Genomic DNA, 17,551 nt, shown 5'->3' on the forward strand with positions numbered 1-17,551 from the left:
ACCGTCCTCTGACAGATAACAGACATGTCGATCGTCCCCGGGGGCTGCGCAGAAGAGCGCGGCCCCCGGGCTTTTTCTTGCATTTTCAACGGAATTGCTATAGGATGTATGAGGCTTCCGGTCGAAGCCGGTGAACTGAATTCACAGCCGAAATATTCGGATACACAGGAGGAACAGAACAATGGATTATGCGAAGGAATCGCTCAGACTGCATGGCGAATGGAATGGAAAGATCGAGGTGATCTCCCGGGTTCCGGTGAAGGACAAGGATGATCTGTCTCTGGCTTATACGCCGGGGGTTGCGCAGCCTTGCCTGGAGATTCAGAAGGACCCGGATAAGAGCTACGAACTGACCAGAAGATGGAATATGTGTGCAGTGATCACGGACGGTTCCGCCGTTCTGGGCCTCGGCAATATCGGTCCGGTGGCAGGGATGCCGGTTATGGAAGGGAAATGCGTGCTGTTCAAGGAGTTTGCCGATGTGGACGCCTTCCCGCTCTGCATCCGGTCCAACGATGTGGACGAAATCGTGAATACAATCTACATGATTTCCGGTTCCTTCGGCGGTGTGAATCTGGAGGATATCTCCGCTCCCCGCTGCTTTGAAATCGAGCGGAAATTGAAGGAGAAGTGTGACATTCCGATTTTCCATGACGACCAGCACGGCACGGCGGTCATCACCCTGGCGGGGCTCACCAATGCCCTGAAGGTGGTAGGCAAGAAAATGGATGAAATCAAGGTGGTGACTTCCGGCGCCGGCGCAGCGGCGATTTCCATCACGAAGCTGCTGCTCTCTGCCGGTGTGAAGAATATCGTTATGACGGACCGGCACGGTGCCATCTACCGGGGCCGGAAGGAAGGTATGAACTGGATCAAGGAAGAGATGGCGGAAGTGACCAATCTGCAGGGAGAGAAGGGATCTCTGGCCGATGTGATGAAGGGGGCGGACGTCTTCATCGGTGTCTCCGCTCCGGGGCTGGTGACCCAGGAAATGGTCAGAAGCATGAACCGGGATGCGATTATTTTCGCCTGTGCCAACCCGACACCGGAAATCTTCCCGGATGAGGCGAAGGCCGCCGGCGCGGTGGTGATCTCCACCGGCCGTTCTGATTTCCCGAATCAGATTAACAACGTGCTGGCTTTCCCGGGCATCTTCCGGGGCGCCTTCGATGTCCGGGCGAAGGACATCAATGAGGAGATGAAGATGGCTGCGGCGAAGGCGCTGGCGGACCTGATCCCGGCGGAAGAACTGAATGCGGACAACATCATTCCGAAGGCCTTCGATCCGGCGGTGGGACCGGCGGTGGCGAAGGCCGTGGCGGAAGCGGCCCGGCAGTCCGGTGTGGCGAGAATCTAAGACGTTAATTGTTTACAGTGATGAAGAAGCGTGCTATACTTTCCATAAAAATTGTTTTTTCTGACAGAGGGGAGTAAGTCATGAGTAAGTATGATCGTGTGTACAATTTCTCTGCGGGGCCGTCCATGCTGCCGGTTCCGGTTCTGGAGAAAGCCAGAGATGAACTGCTGAACTATCACGGCACCGGAGAGTCCGTCATGGAGATGAGTCACCGATCTGCGGAATACCAGGAAATCATCGACCGGGCGGAGGCGGATCTCAGAGATCTGCTGAAGATTCCGGACAATTACAAGGTTCTGTTCCTCCAGGGCGGCGGCACGCTGCAGTTTTCCATGGTACCGATGAATCTGCTCCGGAAGTCGAAGAAGGCGGATTATATCATCACCGGCAACTGGGCGAAGAAGGCCTATGAGGAGGCTACGAAGTTCGGCGATATCCGGATTGCCGCCACTTCGGAGCCGGACCATTACAGCTACATTCCGAAATGCGGCCGGGACGACTTCCGGGAGGATGCGGATTACGTCTATATATGCTATAATAATACAATCTATGGTTCGCATTTTAACTACATCCCGGATACCGGAGACATTCCGCTGGTGGCGGATATGTCCTCCAGTTTCCTGAGCGAAGAGGTTGATGTGTCGAAGTTTGGTCTGATCTATGCGGGGGCCCAGAAGAATGTGGCGCCGGCCGGGGTGACCATCGTCATCGTCCGGGAGGATCTGCTGGGCTTCGCTGACGAGAAGACCCCGATCTATCTGGACTATGCCACACATGCGAAGAAGGGGAGTATGTACAATACGCCGCCTTGCTTCACAATCTACATGGCAGGGCTGGTTTTCCAGTATCTGAAGTCTATCGGCGGTGTGAAGGCCATCCATGAAATCGATGTGAAGAAGGCTGGAAAACTCTATGACTATCTGGACTCCACAGACTTCTACCGGACCGGCATCGAACCGGAGGACCGTTCTCTGATGAATGTGACCTTCGTAACCGGTAATCCGGAACTGGATGCGAAATTCGTGGCCGAAGCGAAAGAACAGGGCATGATCAATCTGAAGGGACACCGGAGTGTGGGCGGAATCCGTGCCAGCATCTTCAATGCGATGCCGCCGGAAGGTGTAGACAAGCTGATCGAATTCATGAAACAGTTCGAGGCGAAGAACCGCTGATCGGGCTTTCCTTCTCCGGATCCTGATCGGCAAGGTGCGATAGAAGGAGATCTATACCGGTGAAGGGAATCAGAGAATTTGGACGGAAAGCGGCCCGGGAACCGGGCCGCCGGAATATAACTGCACATCAGGTCGAAGAAGCCGGGAAGCGGAGGCGGTCCGGCTTCTTCGGCCGTTTTTGGATTGTCATCCTCACAGTGGTTCTGGCAGCGGGGCTGCTGCCGGTTCCGGGGCAGGGCGGCCGGGTATATGCCCAGGATCAGCCGGAACTGACGGCGAAGGGGGCGGTGGTCTACTGCGAAAACACAGACGAGATCGTATTCGCCAAGGGGAAGAATGACAAGCTTTCCCCCTACAGCATCACGAAGCTGATGACGGCCATGCTGGCGGTGCAGAACGCTCCGCTGGATCAGAAAGTGACTGTCTCCCGGGAAGCGGCTTCCCAGAAGGACACCAGCATGGGACTGAAGGAAGGGGAGCAGGTGACGGTGGAACAGCTGCTCTATGGCGCATTGATTCTTTCTGGAAATGACGCGGCTTACGCTCTGGGAGAAGCGGTGAGCGGCACCGGAAAGATGAAGGATTTCGTGGCCATGATGAATGAGACGGCGAAGAACATCGAGTGCCGGCACACCCATTTCGACAATCCCAGCGGCATCAGCGACCGGAATAATTACACCACCGCGGCGGATTTCCTTCAGATCGCCCGGGTGGCCTATTCCAACCCCACGATTCGGAAGATCGCCGGCACGAAGGTCTACCATATGGGACTCACCAACAAGTCGGGCGCCCGCACCATGAAGAACACGGCGGAACTGATTAACAAATCCGGTTCCGGGGTATATGCTGCGAAGAACGGGTTCTGGTCAGATGATGACTGCAGCACGGCGGTGGCATACCGGAAGGACGGCCTGCAGCTGTTCATCATCCTGCTGGGGGACACGAAGAAGGAACGGGAGAAGGATCTGCTGGCACTTATTCAGTATGCGAAGAAGAGTGTGCAGGGGATCGTGGCGGTGAAAGCGGGGACCCATGTGGGGAAAGTCCATGTGCGTCACGGAGCCAGGACTTCCGTGGATGTCTACACCGGGGAAACCGGGTACGCTTATCTGCCGAAGGAGGGATCTTCCCGGCTGGTGAGCACGAAGACGGACCTGTACAGTAATGTGAAGGCACCTCTGGTCAGCGGCCAGCGGGTGGGCACCTACCGGATCTACGTCAGCGGCGAACAGGTGAACAGTGTGCCGATCGTGGTGCGGGAGAATGTGCTGCCGGGCTGGCTTCCGTCCTACCTGGGCATTTCCAATTTCGCAACTGTGGTCATTCTCCTCCTGCTCCTGGCGGTGGTCGCCGTCCTGCTCTGGATTGCTTCGATCCGGGCCCGGAACCGGCGGCGGAGACGGCTGGCCCGGCAGCGGAAGATCGAGCGTCTCGCCCGTCAGAAAATGATGGAAGAGGAGGAACGGAACCAGCGGGGCTGGCGATTCTGATATGTTTGATATACAGGAAAATCTGAAGAAACTCCCGGACTCCCCGGGAGTTTATCTACATAAGGACAGACTGGGACAGGTCATTTACGTCGGGAAGGCTATCTCCCTTCGCAACCGGGTGCGGCAATACTTTCAGACCTCCTACCAGAACAGCAGTCCGAAAGTGAAGGCGATGGTGGGGCACATCGCAGAGTTTGAATACATCACCTGCGGCAGTGAGATGGAGGCCCTCATTCTGGAGTGCAATCTGATCAAGAAGTACATGCCGAAGTACAATGTTCTGCTCCGGGATGACAAGACCTATCCGTACATCATGATCACCACCAGTGAAGACTACCCCCGGGTGGTGAAGACCCGCCGCATCAGCCGGGACGGAAACCGCTATTTCGGTCCCTTCAGCGATGCCGGCGCCGTGAATCAGATTGTGGACCTGCTGAATCAGCTCTTTTCCCTGAAGCGGTGCTCCATGACGGAGTTTCCGCCAAACCACCGGCCTTGTCTGAACTATCATATCGGCGCCTGCCGGGGGGTCTGCCTGGGCCATGTGGACAAAGATCAATATTATGAATCGATCGCGAAGATCAGTCAATTTTTGTCCGGAAAGGACAAGCCTCTTGTGGACCTGCTCACGAAGCGGATGCAGGACGCCTCGGCGAAGATGGCGTATGAAGAGGCCGCCCGCTGGCGGGACATGATTCAGGCGGTGAAGTCTCTGAAAGAAACCCAGCGGGTCACCATGATCAGCGATCAGGATCTGGACATCGTCCATGCGGTGAAGGACCGGGACCGCTCGTTCATCGTGCTGTTTCCGGTGCGGGACGGCAAGCTCAGCGGCCGGGAGACATTCCCGATTCAGTCGGATGAGGGGGACACCCGGGGGGATATGGTCCGGGAGTTTTTGAAACAGTACTACAGTCAGTGGGCCCGGGTTCCCGGGGAAATCCTGGTGGACGAGGAACCGGAGGAGAAGGAACTGCTGGAAGAATTTCTGAGCCGGGAGGGCCGGAAGGTGCATATCAATGTGCCGAAGCGGGGCAGCAAGCGGGCGCTGATGGATCTGACCCGGCGGGATCTGGTGGAAATGACGAAGACGCTTCAGGTGCGGGCGGAGACCCACCGGGAACAGGAAGAAGCCGTGTACCGGGAAATGGAGAGCCTGATGCAGGCAGGAGGATTTCACCGGGATCCGGAACGGGAAGGAAAGCCTTACCGGGTGGAATCCTACGATATTTCCAATACCAACGGTGTGGATTCGGTGGGCGCCATGGTGGTGTTCAGCGGCCTGGAACGGGTCCGGAAGGATTACCGCAGGTTCAGAATCAAGACGGTGGAGGGCCCGGACGACTACGGCAGCCTGCAGGAGGTGCTGTACCGCCGGTTCCGCCGGGCGCTGGCCGGTGACCCGGGCTTCATCCGTCTGCCGGATATGATTATGATGGACGGGGGTCTGGGGCAGGTGAGCGCCGCCTGCGATGTACTGGATGCCATGCAGCTGGAGATTCCGGTGGTGGGACTGGCGAAGGACGACAGCCACAGAACCCGGGCGGTGGTTTTCCGGGACGGGCGGGAGGTTCCGCTCCGGTCCCGGCCGGACCTGTTCCGCTATGCGGGAACGATTCAGGAGGAAGTGCACCGTTATGCCATCGCCTACCATCATAAGCTGCACGGGAAGAACGCCATGCACTCGGTGCTGGATAATATCGAGGGTGTGGGACCCAAGCGGCGGAATGAACTGCTGTATCATTTCAAAACCGTGGATAACATACGAAATGCGACGGTTCTCCAGCTGATGGAGGTGCCATCCATCCCCCAGCATGTGGCGGAGAATATCGTCGCTTATTTTCAGAAACATAAGAAGCCGGTGAAATAGCCCGGGCAGGGTGAAGGCCGTTTGGAAGAGGGCTTTTGCAGGCGTCTTGCAGCAGGGAAGAGCTGCAGATCCCGCACAGGGACGCACCGCCGGCACAGGAGAAAAAATGCTTTCGGGATACGGAAACTGGAAAATCAAATATGTGGAAGAAGATGGAGGGATTCTGCTCCTCCGGGCCGTGACCTGTGACCGGGATGCGGTTCTTCCGGCGGAGATCGGCGGTGTGCCTGTGACGGGGATCTGGAATTACGCCATGGGACCGAAGGATCATACCGAAAAGGAAGAAGGAACCTGGATCGAACTGGAGGGGGCCGGCGGGGACGGAGAAAAGAAATGGTCCAACGCCGGAATCCGCTCTCTGACCCTGCCGGAAAGTGTAAGATTCATCGGTGAATATGCTTTTCATGGTATGTACGATCTGGAGAAACTGGAACTCTTCGATGTGCCGGTGACCTGGTGCGCCGAAGCCTGCCAGAACTGGTTCTCCCTGCATGAAATAATCATCCGCAGCTGGCAGGGAGGGCAGGGAAATCTGGCTTATCTCTGTGAACATTTCAGTGCGGAACTGGACGTGAGGATCTTCTGGGAGGACGGACGCACCGCCCGGCTTCTGTTCCCGGAATACCTGGAAGTGGTGACGGAGAACACACCGGCCCGTCAGTTTGTCACCAATACGGAGGGGTTCGGTTATCCGTATCACCATCTGTTCCGCGGGGGGCAGCTCTCCTTCGGACTGTATGACGGGGAATGGGAATATGCACTGAGCCACGAGGCGGAAGATCCGGAGGGACTGCTGACTCTGGCCTGGTACCGGCTGTACTGGCCGGAAGGCCTGCAGGATCGGTTCCGGGAGGGCTATCAGAAATACGTTTCGAAGAACCGGATGAAACTTCTGGACCGGCTGATCCGGGAAGATGCGCCGGGGCAGCTGGAAAAAATGCTGAAGCTGGTGCCGGCGGAACGGGCAGAACTGGACCGGGGCTGTGAGACGGCCCGCACCCTCCGGCGCACCGCCTGCCTGGCCGTGCTGATGCAGCAGATCCGGGGGCTGGTGCCGGCGGGCCGGAAGAAGAACTTCGATTTATAGGCTGCAGAGAGAATATTCAAAGGGAGAATCCATGGCATACGAGAAGGGACAGATCGGAAACGAAATTCTTCGCGCTGTCAGAAATGAACTGTATATGAATCTGCCGTACCTGGACGTGCCCCTCTGTTCTCTGGGGATCCGGGAAGACGCCGGGGCCACACTGGGTATGGCCACAGACGGAATGGAACTGGTGTACAACGAGCGGTGGCTGAAGGACCGGTATCTCCGCTCCCGCCGTTGGGTGAACCGGGGGTATCTTCATGTGATCCTGCACTGCATCCTGCGTCACATCTGGAAGGCCCGGGGGAAGGATCCGGTCCTCTGGGATATTGCCTGTGATGCGGCGGTGGAGGCGCTGCTGGCGGAACTGGACTACGACTGTCTTGCCGTCGGACGATACCCTCTGCGGGAAAAATTTCTCCGGGAGTGTGCCGGCGCCATGCGGGTGATCACGGCAGAGGGGGTGTACCTGCACCTGCTGCGGAAGAAGGGGCTGACGGAAGAGGACAAAAAATCTCTCTGGAAGACGTTCCATGTGGATGACCATGATTACTGGACGCCCCGTTCCCGGAAGCAGGAGCAGGAGCGGCAGGAACAGGACGAGAGATGGGAGAAAATCAGCCGGCAGACCCAGCAGAATCAGGGGCGGGGCATGACAGAATCCGGAAACGGAAAGGCCGTCATCGAGCAGCTCAATGTGGAGCTCCGGGAGAACGTGGATTACCGCTCTTTCCTGCGCCGTTTCGCGGCGCCGAAGGAAGTGATGAGGGCGGACCCGGATTCCTTCGATTATATCTTCTATACTTACGGTCTTCAGCTCTACGGGAATATGCCTCTGGTGGAGCCCCGGGAAACGAGGGAGGAAAAGCGGATCGAAGACCTGATCATCGCCGTGGACACCTCCATGTCCACCAACGGGGATCTGGTCAAGGCGTTTCTGTCCTGCACCTACTCGATTCTGCACAGCACGGAGACCTACACCAGAAAGGTGAATATTCATATCATCCAGTGCGACAACCGGGTGGAGGCGGATGATGCCATCCACGATCTGGATGATCTGAAGGAATATATGAGCCACTTCACGCTGAAAGGAGGACACGGCACGGATTTCCGGCCGGTGTTCGAATATGCGGACGAGATGGTGCGGCGGGGAGAATTCCGCAATCTGCGGGGGCTGATCTATTTCACCGACGGCATGGGACATTATCCGAAGAAGCGGCCGGCTTACGAAACGGCCTTTGTGTACCTGGGCAAGGCGCCGGAACTGTTTCCGGCCCCTCCGTGGGCGATCCGGCTGGAACTGGATCTGCCGGATCTGTACCGGGCGGCGGAAGATGACGAGGAACTGGAAGATCTGATTCAGTGGGAAGATCTTCCGGATATGTAACAGAAGGAGCTTAGAAAATGGCAATGAATATCAAGCAGGCGAAGCAGGAGATCCGGAATACGCTCAGAGCCTATCTGTCAAAGGATGATCTGGGCAACTATCTGATCCCGCCGAAGCGGCAGCGGCCGGTGCTGCTCATGGGGCCGCCGGGGATCGGTAAGACCCAGATCATGGAGCAGATTGCAGAGGAGGAAGGCATTCCGCTGATCTCTTATACCATGACCCACCATACCAGGCAAAGCGTGATCGGACTTCCGTTCATCGTCCATCAGCAGTTTCAGGGGGAGGACACCCCGGTGACGGAATACACCATGAGTGAAATTCTGGCCACGGTGTATGAGATGATGGAGAAAACAGGGAGGCAGGAAGGAATCCTGTTCCTGGACGAGATCAACTGTGTGTCGGAGACCCTGACTCCGGTGATGCTGCAGTTCCTGCAGTACAAGACTTTCGGGAACCGGAAACTGCCGGACGGCTGGCTGATTGTCACCGCAGGCAATCCGCCGGAATACAATAAGTCCGCCCGGGAATTCGACGTGGCCACCATGGACCGGGTGAAGATGATTGAGGTACAGGAAGATTTCAGTGTCTGGAAGGAATACGCCTACCGGAACGGAATTCACGGCGCCATCATCAGCTACCTGGATATCAAGAAGGAGAACTTCTTCCGGATTGAGAACACGGTGGACGGCATGCGGTTCATCACCGCCCGGGGCTGGGAGGATCTGAGTGAGATGCTGCAGGCCTACGAGAAACTGGGAATCCGTCCGGACCGGCAGATGATCAGCGAGTATATCCAGCTTCCGGGGATCGCCCGGGATTTCGCCGGATACCTGGATCTGTACCGGAAATACCAGGAGACCTACCATGTGGATGAGATTCTGCGGGGAAGCTGGAAGCCGGTGACGACCCGTTCTTTTCAGACGGCGCCTTTCGACGAAAAGCTCTCGGTCATGGGACTGCTCCATGCCCGCCTGTCAGACAAGGCGCGGGAGACACGGCGGAAAGATGCCCTGGCCGGTGCGCTTCACAGTGACCTGATCCGCTTCCGCAGCGGTCTGGAAGAGGGAAAGGATCCGGGGGACCGGATGGAGGAACTGGCGGACAGTGTGCTCCGGGAACTGAAGAATGCCGAGGAAGAGAAGCGGCTGTCCCGGGAAGAGCGGGAGCTGCTGCAGAAGGAATACAGGATTCTGGATGGATACACTTCCGATCTGCGGAATGAGGCGGCGGGTGCATCTTCTGATCAGGCCATGGACCTGGTGAGGGAGTGGTTCGCCGGAGTGGTGGAAGATCGGGGAAAACAGGTGGATGACACCTCTTCCTCCTTCGACCATGCTTTCGGTTTCCTGGAGCAGGCCCTGGGAGACAGCCAGGAGATGGTCATCTTCGTCACCAATGTCACGGCGGGATATGACACCAGCTGGTTCGTTCAGAATTTCGGCTGCGAAGCCTACTACCGCCATAACCGGGAGCTGCTCTTCGACGATGTGGAGCAGAAAATCCGGGGAGAGATCCGGGATGCGGAGGCGGAAAACCAGGAAGCTGCTTCCGCCCGGCAGCAGGAAGGGCTGCAGCAGATTGCAGAAATGCTGCAGAAGTAGAATTGAAATCCGGGGCCCGCACGATGTATCATGCGGGCCCCGGGAAGAGAATGTTTATGATCCCGCAGAACGGTATGAGACCGGACTGCGGGTGTTTTTTTGTCGTCTCATCCGAAGGAAGGGAAGACTACTTCGCACTCTGCATCTGGATGGACTTCTCGGTGCAGGCGTTCACGCCCTCAATCACGGCGCGGCGCAGGCCCTCTTCTTCCAGCTTGCGGACCGCCGCAATGGTGGTGCCGGCCGGGGAAGAAACCATGTCCTTCAGGACGCCCGGGTGCAGTCCGGTTTCCATCAGCATCTTGGCAGTGCCCAGAACGGTCTGCTCTGCGAAGGTATATGCCTGGCTCCGCTGCATGCCCCCCAGAACCGCAGCGTCCGCCATCGCTTCAATGAACATGCATACGTAGGCCGGACCGCTGCCGCTGACACCGGTTACCACGTCGAAAAGACTTTCCGGCATGAGCTCCGCCTTGCCGAAGGCCCGCAGGATGGTCAGGGCTGTCTGGGTTTCCTCTTCTGTAACGTACTGATTCGGGCAGGCGGCGGACATGCCTTCCGCAACCTGGGCCGGGGTGTTCGGCATGACACGGACGACCTTCACCGGCTTGTTTTCAAACTGCTCTGCGATATAGTCCAGGGTACGGCCGGCGCCGATGGAAATGAACATCTGGTCTTCTCTGACGTGATCCCGGAAGCTGGCGATCGCATCTGCATAGTACTGCGGCTTGATGGTCAGGAAAACAACATCGCAGTTCTCGATCACTTCCAGATTACTTTCCGTGACGTGGATGCCGTTCTGTTCCTTTGTTTTCTGACGGCTGCCTTCGAACGGGTCTGCCCCCCAGATTTCTTCCGGCTTCAGCAGTCCGTTCTTGATGATACCGCCCATCATTGCATTGGCCATAACGCCGCATCCGATAAATCCTAACTTCATTTCAATGCTCCTTCCGTTACCTTTGAAAATAGTCGTTTTGGAATAAATATTAGATATGACAAAGGACCCGCGGACGTCCCGGCATGCCGGGCGCCCGCGCGCCGCCTTGTGTTGGTATTATTCGAAAGACTGTTCTGTTCTTTCGATGATCTCATCCTGCAGCTGCTTGTCCAGATTCTTGAAATAGTCACTGTAGCCTGCTACACGGACGATGAGGTCCTGATATTCTTCCGGGTGGGCCTGGGCATCCAGCAGTGTCTGGCGATCCACCACGTTGAACTGGATATGATGTCCGTCCATGGCGAAATAGGAACGAATCAGATTCGCCATGTTATCCAGTCCGGCTTCTCCGGCCACAACCCCCGGTGTGAATTTCTGATTCAGCAGTGTGCCGCCGGTGGCGATGTGATCCATCTTTGCACAGGACTTGATGACGGCGGTCGGGCCGTTCACATCGGCGGATTTCTCCGGAGAGATACCTTCGGACACCGGCTTATGGGCTTTCCGGCCGTTCGGCGTTGCCAGGATGACGTCGCCGAAGTACACATGACAGGTGGTCGGCAGCATATCGATATGATAGGTTCCGCCGCAGACCGTCGGCCGGCCGGTGATGGTGTCATGATACAGATCGAAGATCTCCTTCATGATATCATCTGCATAGTCGTCATCGTTGCCGTACTTCGGGGACTTGTCATGCACCATGCTGTAGATGTCGTCGAATCCCTGGAAGTCCGCCTCCATGGCCTTCAGAAGTTCCGCCATGGTGAACTTCTTCTGGTCGAATACGTTGTACTTGATGGCGGCCGCACAGTCGGTAACCGTGCCGATGCCCACACCCTGGATGTATCTCGTGTTATACCGGGCGCCGCCTGCGTTGTAGTCCTTTCCGTTCTGAATACAGTCGTCGGTGACGATGGAAAGGAACGGGGCAGGCAGTTCTTCGGCGAAGATCTTCTCGATCACATTGTTTCCCCGGATTTTCATGTCCACGAAGTACTTCATCTGCTTCTCGAACGCATTCCAGAGTTCTTCAAAAGTCTGGAAGTCCTGGGCATTTCCGGTGTGCAGACCCAGCTGCTGCTCTGTGCAGGTGTCATATCCGTCATACAGAGTCAGCTGGAAAATCTTCGGGATGTTCAGGTAGCCTGTGAGAATGTAGGCTTCCTTGCCCCAGCATCCGGTTTCCACACATCCGGAGGAACCGCCGCAGCGGGCGTCATCCACGGTTTTTCCGGCGTTCATCAGTTCCTGCACCAGCTCGTCGGTGTTGTAGAACGCCGGCTGTCCCCAGCCTTTCCGGGAAATTTCACAGGCTCTCTTCAGGAACTTCTGCGGCGTCTTCTTGGAAATCTGTACGTTGGAGTTCGGCTGCACCAGCTGCATTTCATCCATGCAGTCCAGAATCAGGTAGCTGACCGCATTGACGCCGTTCTTTCCTTCCGGTGTGATGCCGCCGGTGTTGATATTGGCGAAGTCCGTGTAGGTTCCCGATTCCTTCAGCGTGACACCGACCTTCACCGGCGCCGGCTGGTTGTAGAACTTCACCCACAGGCACTCCAAAAGCTCCAGTGCGTGCTCGTCGTCCAGAATACCCGCTTCCGTATCCGCTTCATAGAATGGGAACAGGTGCTGGTCCAGACGGCCCGGGGAGAAGGCGTCCCATGGGTTCAGCTCAGTGGTAACCGCCAGGTGGGTGAACCAGTATGCCTGCAGCGCCTGCCAGTAGGTCTGCGGCTTGTGGGCCGGAACCACGGCGCAGTTCGCCGCAATCTGCTCCAGTTCCTTCTTTCTCTGCGGGTCCTTCTCTTCTGCCGCCTTTTCCAGCGCCAGCTTGTAGTACCGCTCGCCCAGAATGCAGATCGCATCGCAGTCAATGGACATGGCGGTGAGTTCTTCGAATTTGTCCAGCGCCTCCGGATCGTTCATATAGTCCAGTCTGTCGATGGCATCCTGAATTTCCTGCTTGTAGTCCAGATAGCCGTGGGTCCAGATCCGGTCGCCGCCGCAGGTGTGACCCGGGCCCCGCTGCTCCATGAACTCTGTGAACATACCGGCAGCGTATGCGGTCTTCCACTCGTCTGTCATTCTGGCCAGCAGCTTCTCCCGAGTGGACTTCCCCTTCCAGAACGGGATAATCTCCTTCTCCTGCAGTGCGATGTCCTCATCCGTCACCTTGAAGGAAACCAGATCCCGGGCATCCATGATCTTCATATCTTCCACAGTGTGGGTGCAGATCTCCGGGAAGGTCGGGGAAGCCTGGGGATCCTTTCCCTTCTCGCCCACAATCAGTTCGTCATCACCCAGATACAGGGTCTTCCTGGAGAAATACTCCTTCAGTACCATCGCCCGCATAACCGGGGTGGAATATTTTCCTTCGTTTTCCCGATAAAAATCTGTTTCAATCTTCGCCCGCTCCAGGTCGATGTGTGCCGGTGTGGTGGTGCTGATCCTGCGGAGACGCCGGATTCTTTCGTTCATTCCTCTGTCAGCCATTTCGATTAACCTCCGATTTTCGTGTTGCTGTAACCTGCCGCCCGGAACATCTCTGCGAAGTGTTCCATCTGCTCCTTCGACGGAACTTCCAGTTCTGCTCCGCCGTAAGTGCGGCCCAGCTTCGCATACTTCCCGCTGCCGGTGTTGTGGTAAGGCAGCAGATTGATCTGTGGTGTGTGAATGTGATTGTTCTTCAGAAAAGCGATCGTTTCCCGCATGTTCTCTTCCGTCCCGCTGACACCCGGTACGGTCGGTATTCTGATATATATTCTGGCGCCGTCCTCGCTGAGGCGCTTCAGATTCTCCAGGATGAGAGAGTTGCCCACTCCCATGTATTTCCGGTGGGTTTCCGGATCCATACATTTCAGGTCGTACAGGAAAGTATGGACATAAGGCAGGATGCGGTGGAAATTCTCATAGGGCGCCTGACCGCAGGTGTCGATGTACACCGTGATCATTTCCCGATGAAGTTTCTTTACCAGCTCCTCGATGTAGTCCATGTTCTGGGTCATGACTTCGCCGCCGCTCAGCGTGACGCCGCCGCCGGACTGCTCGTAGAACATCTCGTCCTTCATGATCTCCTTCATGACTTCCTGCACGGTGTACTGTCTGCCCAGGACGGCACGGGCGCCGGTGACGCAGGCCTCCTCGCATTTTCCGTGGAATTGACAAAGGGCAGTGTCCGTACAGGCTTTCGCCGTACCCGGATCGATGGAAATTGCCTGCTCCGGACAGGCACGGGCACACCTGCCGCAGCCCGTGCATTTCTCCGGGTCGAACTGGATCTGCCGTTCGTACACCTGGGTCTCCGGGTTATGACACCAGAGACAGCGAAGGGGGCAGCCCTTGAAAAAAACCGAGGTGCGGATCCCGTCGCCGTCGTGGATGGAATATTTCTGTATGTTCGTAATAACTGGCGCATCAGACATGGTATCTGACCTCCTGCATTGGTGTGTTGGCGGAGTCGTATCAGGTTTAGACCGTAGTCTAAAATCTTCACCCTTATTCTACTATACGCCCGGAGGAGATGCAATTCATTTGTCAAAAAATAATCGAATTGCTGCATAGAAAATAACAATGCGGCGGGATGACCCGCCGCAGATGATTTTCAGGGTATTTCGTTGTAAAAAATCTATTTCTCCGGCTTTCCCCGGAACGTGCTGAAAAGGAGGGGCATGTACTGGTGACTCATCTCTCCCAGATCGTATTCCCCGTTGTTCATGCACCAGTCGGAGATCAGCGCCCGTTCGCAGAGTCCGTAGATACGGGCGATCTCGTGGACCGGCCGGTCAGCGACAATTTCGCCCCGTTTCTGGCCCTCGTCGATCAGCCGGGTGATCATACGGAAATAGTAGCGGTTCCGGTCCAGCAGATTGCTGTCTTCCGCTTTCGTGAGCTGGGAGGCGTAGAGGTTGGCCAGAAGGCGGTAGTCCAGCTTCTTTCCGATATAGTTGTGCATCCGGTAATTCAGTTCAATCAGCTCATCGAACCGGTTCATATCCCGGGACATTTCCATTTCGAACTGCTTATACTTGTTATCCAGCACATTGGAGAGGGTGTTCAGCAGGGTGTCCTTGCTGCGGAAGTAGTAGTAGAAGGAACCCTTCGAAATCCCCGCTTTCGAAATAATATCGTTAATGGTGGTCTGGTCATATCCTTTCTCGGAGAACAGTTCCCAGGCCGATTCAATGATCACTTCTTTCAGGCTTCTGTTTTCTCTCATCATTCTCACGCTTTCTTTCTGTATCGTAACGCAGTGCCGGAGCTGCAGGCACCGGCACTCCTTTCACATCAGTTATCACACATATGTAATGATAGTCGATAAAAGGTCGAATGTAAAGAAAAGTAAGACACTTCGGCAGGCTCCGGAGGGAAGAAAATCAACGGCTGTGATGTTGCGTATTGAAAGGATTGATGTTATATTAAGTTGTAATTGTGATTGGGCGTACAGCCCTGTTTCATTGCAGGATGCGGATCCCGGCCCCGGTGCGGGGCGGCGGCGGGATTCCTGCCGGCACGCCGCAGTTTGCGGAGAATGGAGAAGGAAATGGCAGACGAGAAGAACACACTGATTCCGGAAGAGGAAGAGGCGGAAGTCATCACACTGGAGTTCGACGACGGTTCCAAGGTGGATTGTGAGATCCTGGGTGTTTTCGATTATGATGACAAGGATTATATTGCGCTGATTCCGGATGATGGAAGCGATGATGTTTACCTGTATCGTTATCAGGAGTATGATGACGCATCGTTCGAGCTGATCGACATCACAGATGATGCACTGTTTAACAAGGTGGCCCATGAATTCGACGAGATCATGGCCAGCCAGGAAGCGGAAGAGGAGTAGATCCGATTCCGAAACATTCCGGAGTTTTCGCAATGCACCGACCGGCTTTCGCCGGGGGTGCATTTTTCATGGGGCGGTCCCGGAAATGCCGCCGGCGAACGGCAGCAGATCGTTTTTTGTCCCCGGATAGAGAGGGTCCGGGCAGAAAGGAAAAGGAATCACATGGAGAAATATGATATCGTAGTGTGCGGCGCCGGCGTGGGCGGCGTGTTCATGGCGTATGAGCTGACCAAGGTGCAGAACAATGCCCGGGTTTTGGTAATTGATGCCGGAGGCCCGATTGAGAAGCGGGTGTGCCCGATCAGCACCGGGAAGACGAAGCAGTGCATCAACTGCAATCCCTGCAGTATCATGAACGGATACGGGGGCGCAGGCGGACTGTCAGACGGGAAATATAATCTGACAACCCAGTTCGGCGGAGATCTCCATCAGTATCTGGGCGAGGAGAAGACCATGGCGCTGATGTATTATGTGGACGAGGTGCTTTGCGGAATGGGAGGCAGCGGCGCCAAACTATATTCCACCGCCAACTCGGAGCTGAAGACGAAGTGTCTGCAGCATGACCTGCATCTGCTGGATGCCCAGGTCCGGCATCTGGGAACGGACACCAATGTGAAGATCCTGGGCAACATCTATGAGTATGTGAAGGACCGGATCGACATTCATTTTTATGAACGGGTGGCTGACATCACCCAGGAAGGGGACGGCACGTTCCGGGTGCACACGGACAAGGAAACCTACGGGGCAGCCGACGTGGTTCTGGCCACCGGCCGCTCGGGATCGGAGTGGATGTCGGAAATCTGCGGCAAGTTCGGTATTCCGACGAAGAAGAACCGGGTGGACATCGGTGTCCGGGTGGAGCTGCCGGCGGAGGTGTTCAAGCATATCACCGACCAGGTGTACGAGAGTAAGATCGTTTATCAGACAGAGAAATATAACGATCTGGTCCGGACTTTCTGCATGAATCCGTACGGCGAGGTGGTTTCCGAAAACACCAACGGCATCGTCACGGTGAACGGCCACAGCTATTCCAATCCGGAACTCCGGACAGAGAACACGAACTTTGCGCTGCTGGTGTCCAACCACTTCACGGAGCCCTTCGAGGATTCCAACGAGTACGGTCAGGCCATTGCGAGTCTGTCCAACATGCTGGGAGGCGGCGTGCTGATGCAGCGCTTCGGGGATCTGGTCAAAGGGAGAAGGAGCAGCGCCCGCCGCATGGAGAAGTGCTTCACGAAGCCGACCCTTCACGCTACGGCAGGGGATCTGAGCCTGGTGATTCCGAAGCGGCAGCTGGATGATATCATCGAAATGATCTATGCGCTGGATACCATTGCGCCGGGCACGGCCAATGAGGATACTCTTCTCTACGGTGTGGAAGTGAAATTCTATAATTCCAAGGTGGAAGTGGATTCAAATCTGATGACCCGGGTGCCGGGGCTCTATGCCATCGGTGACGGTTCCGGGGTGACCCACTCCCTGTCCCAGGCTTCGGCGTCCGGAATCTATGTGGCCCGGGAGCTGGCGGAGAAATATCAGTAGGGAGTGCAGCCGGGCGCATAGACGTGCCCGGTGGGAGTGTACGAAAAAGAATACGGTGGGGGCTGCAGATTTTCCTTGCAATCTCCACCGGTTCCCCTTATACTAATGATGTTGCTCACGAGAGCAGCGAAAATCAGATATGCGGTTGTGGCGGAATTGGCAGACGCGCACGGTTCAGGTCCGTGTGATGCGAGTCATGAGGGTTCGAATCCCTCCAACCGCACCAAGGATGAGCCGGTAATTGACAGTTGTCGATTACCGGTTTTTT

13 protein-coding genes and 1 tRNA gene are annotated in these 17,551 nt (G+C 56.2%); 10 read left to right on the forward strand and 4 right to left on the reverse strand.

Features of this window, described 5'->3' with window-relative positions:
- Positions 1-181: 181 nt before the first annotated feature.
- The 7 genes from BLQ24_RS06290 (at position 182) to BLQ24_RS06320 (ending at position 9,967) form a co-directional block, all read left to right on the forward strand.
- On the forward strand, positions 182-1,357 hold the full coding sequence (locus tag BLQ24_RS06290) for an NAD(P)-dependent malic enzyme (RefSeq protein ID WP_090163797.1): 1,176 nt from the start codon (positions 182-184) through the stop codon (positions 1,355-1,357).
- A gap of 80 nt (positions 1,358-1,437) precedes the next feature.
- Entirely contained in the window at positions 1,438-2,529 is a 1,092-nt protein-coding gene (gene serC / locus BLQ24_RS06295; protein WP_090163799.1) for a 3-phosphoserine/phosphohydroxythreonine transaminase, read from the forward strand.
- Positions 2,530-2,588: 59 nt separating this feature from the next.
- Positions 2,589-4,019 carry a D-alanyl-D-alanine carboxypeptidase family protein gene (locus BLQ24_RS06300; RefSeq protein ID WP_090163801.1) on the forward strand — a complete coding sequence of 477 codons (1,431 nt, stop codon included), beginning with the start codon at positions 2,589-2,591 and terminating at the stop codon, positions 4,017-4,019.
- Position 4,020: 1 nt separating this feature from the next.
- On the forward strand, positions 4,021-5,889 hold the full coding sequence (gene uvrC, locus BLQ24_RS06305; RefSeq protein WP_090163803.1) for an excinuclease ABC subunit UvrC: 1,869 nt from the start codon (positions 4,021-4,023) through the stop codon (positions 5,887-5,889).
- A 106-nt stretch (positions 5,890-5,995) separates the two neighbouring features.
- Positions 5,996-6,976 (forward strand): leucine-rich repeat domain-containing protein, encoded by a 981-nt coding sequence (locus BLQ24_RS06310; RefSeq protein WP_090163805.1) that lies wholly within the window; start codon positions 5,996-5,998, stop codon positions 6,974-6,976.
- A 31-nt stretch (positions 6,977-7,007) separates the two neighbouring features.
- Entirely contained in the window at positions 7,008-8,363 is a 1,356-nt protein-coding gene (locus tag BLQ24_RS06315) for a vWA domain-containing protein (protein WP_090163807.1), read from the forward strand.
- A gap of 23 nt (positions 8,364-8,386) precedes the next feature.
- On the forward strand, positions 8,387-9,967 hold the full coding sequence (locus tag BLQ24_RS06320) for an AAA family ATPase (RefSeq protein ID WP_090163818.1): 1,581 nt from the start codon (positions 8,387-8,389) through the stop codon (positions 9,965-9,967).
- Between the two features lie 127 nt (positions 9,968-10,094).
- Here BLQ24_RS06320 and proC read toward each other — a convergent pair whose 3' ends face one another.
- The 4 genes from proC to BLQ24_RS06340 form a co-directional block, all read right to left on the reverse strand.
- On the reverse strand, positions 10,095-10,910 hold the full coding sequence (gene proC, locus BLQ24_RS06325; RefSeq protein ID WP_336433267.1) for a pyrroline-5-carboxylate reductase: 816 nt from the start codon (positions 10,908-10,910) through the stop codon (positions 10,095-10,097).
- A gap of 111 nt (positions 10,911-11,021) precedes the next feature.
- Entirely contained in the window at positions 11,022-13,397 is a 2,376-nt protein-coding gene (gene hypD / locus BLQ24_RS06330) for a trans-4-hydroxy-L-proline dehydratase (RefSeq protein WP_090163811.1), read from the reverse strand.
- Positions 13,398-13,402: 5 nt separating this feature from the next.
- A complete protein-coding gene (locus BLQ24_RS06335; RefSeq protein ID WP_090163813.1) occupies positions 13,403-14,326 on the reverse strand; it encodes a trans-4-hydroxy-L-proline dehydratase activase in 924 nt (307 codons plus the stop codon).
- A 203-nt stretch (positions 14,327-14,529) separates the two neighbouring features.
- The gene (locus BLQ24_RS06340) at positions 14,530-15,123 is read right to left on the reverse strand and encodes a TetR/AcrR family transcriptional regulator (protein ID WP_090163815.1); all 594 of its coding nucleotides are present in this window, start codon (positions 15,121-15,123) and stop codon (positions 14,530-14,532) included.
- A gap of 321 nt (positions 15,124-15,444) precedes the next feature.
- Here BLQ24_RS06340 and BLQ24_RS06345 point away from each other — a divergent pair, with 321 nt between their 5' ends.
- From BLQ24_RS06345 to BLQ24_RS06355, 3 genes are all read left to right on the forward strand, one after another.
- Positions 15,445-15,741, forward strand: coding sequence for a DUF1292 domain-containing protein (locus tag BLQ24_RS06345; RefSeq protein ID WP_090163820.1), 297 nt, complete (start codon positions 15,445-15,447; stop codon positions 15,739-15,741).
- Positions 15,742-15,903: 162 nt separating this feature from the next.
- On the forward strand, positions 15,904-17,283 hold the full coding sequence (locus tag BLQ24_RS06350; protein ID WP_090163817.1) for an NAD(P)/FAD-dependent oxidoreductase: 1,380 nt from the start codon (positions 15,904-15,906) through the stop codon (positions 17,281-17,283).
- A gap of 141 nt (positions 17,284-17,424) precedes the next feature.
- Positions 17,425-17,509: transfer RNA gene (locus BLQ24_RS06355), tRNA-Leu, on the forward strand.
- Positions 17,510-17,551: the final 42 nt, after the last annotated feature.

This window comes from Eubacterium pyruvativorans (assembly GCF_900102225.1).
Taxonomy (GTDB): domain Bacteria; phylum Bacillota; class Clostridia; order Peptostreptococcales; family Anaerovoracaceae; genus Aminicella; species Aminicella pyruvativorans.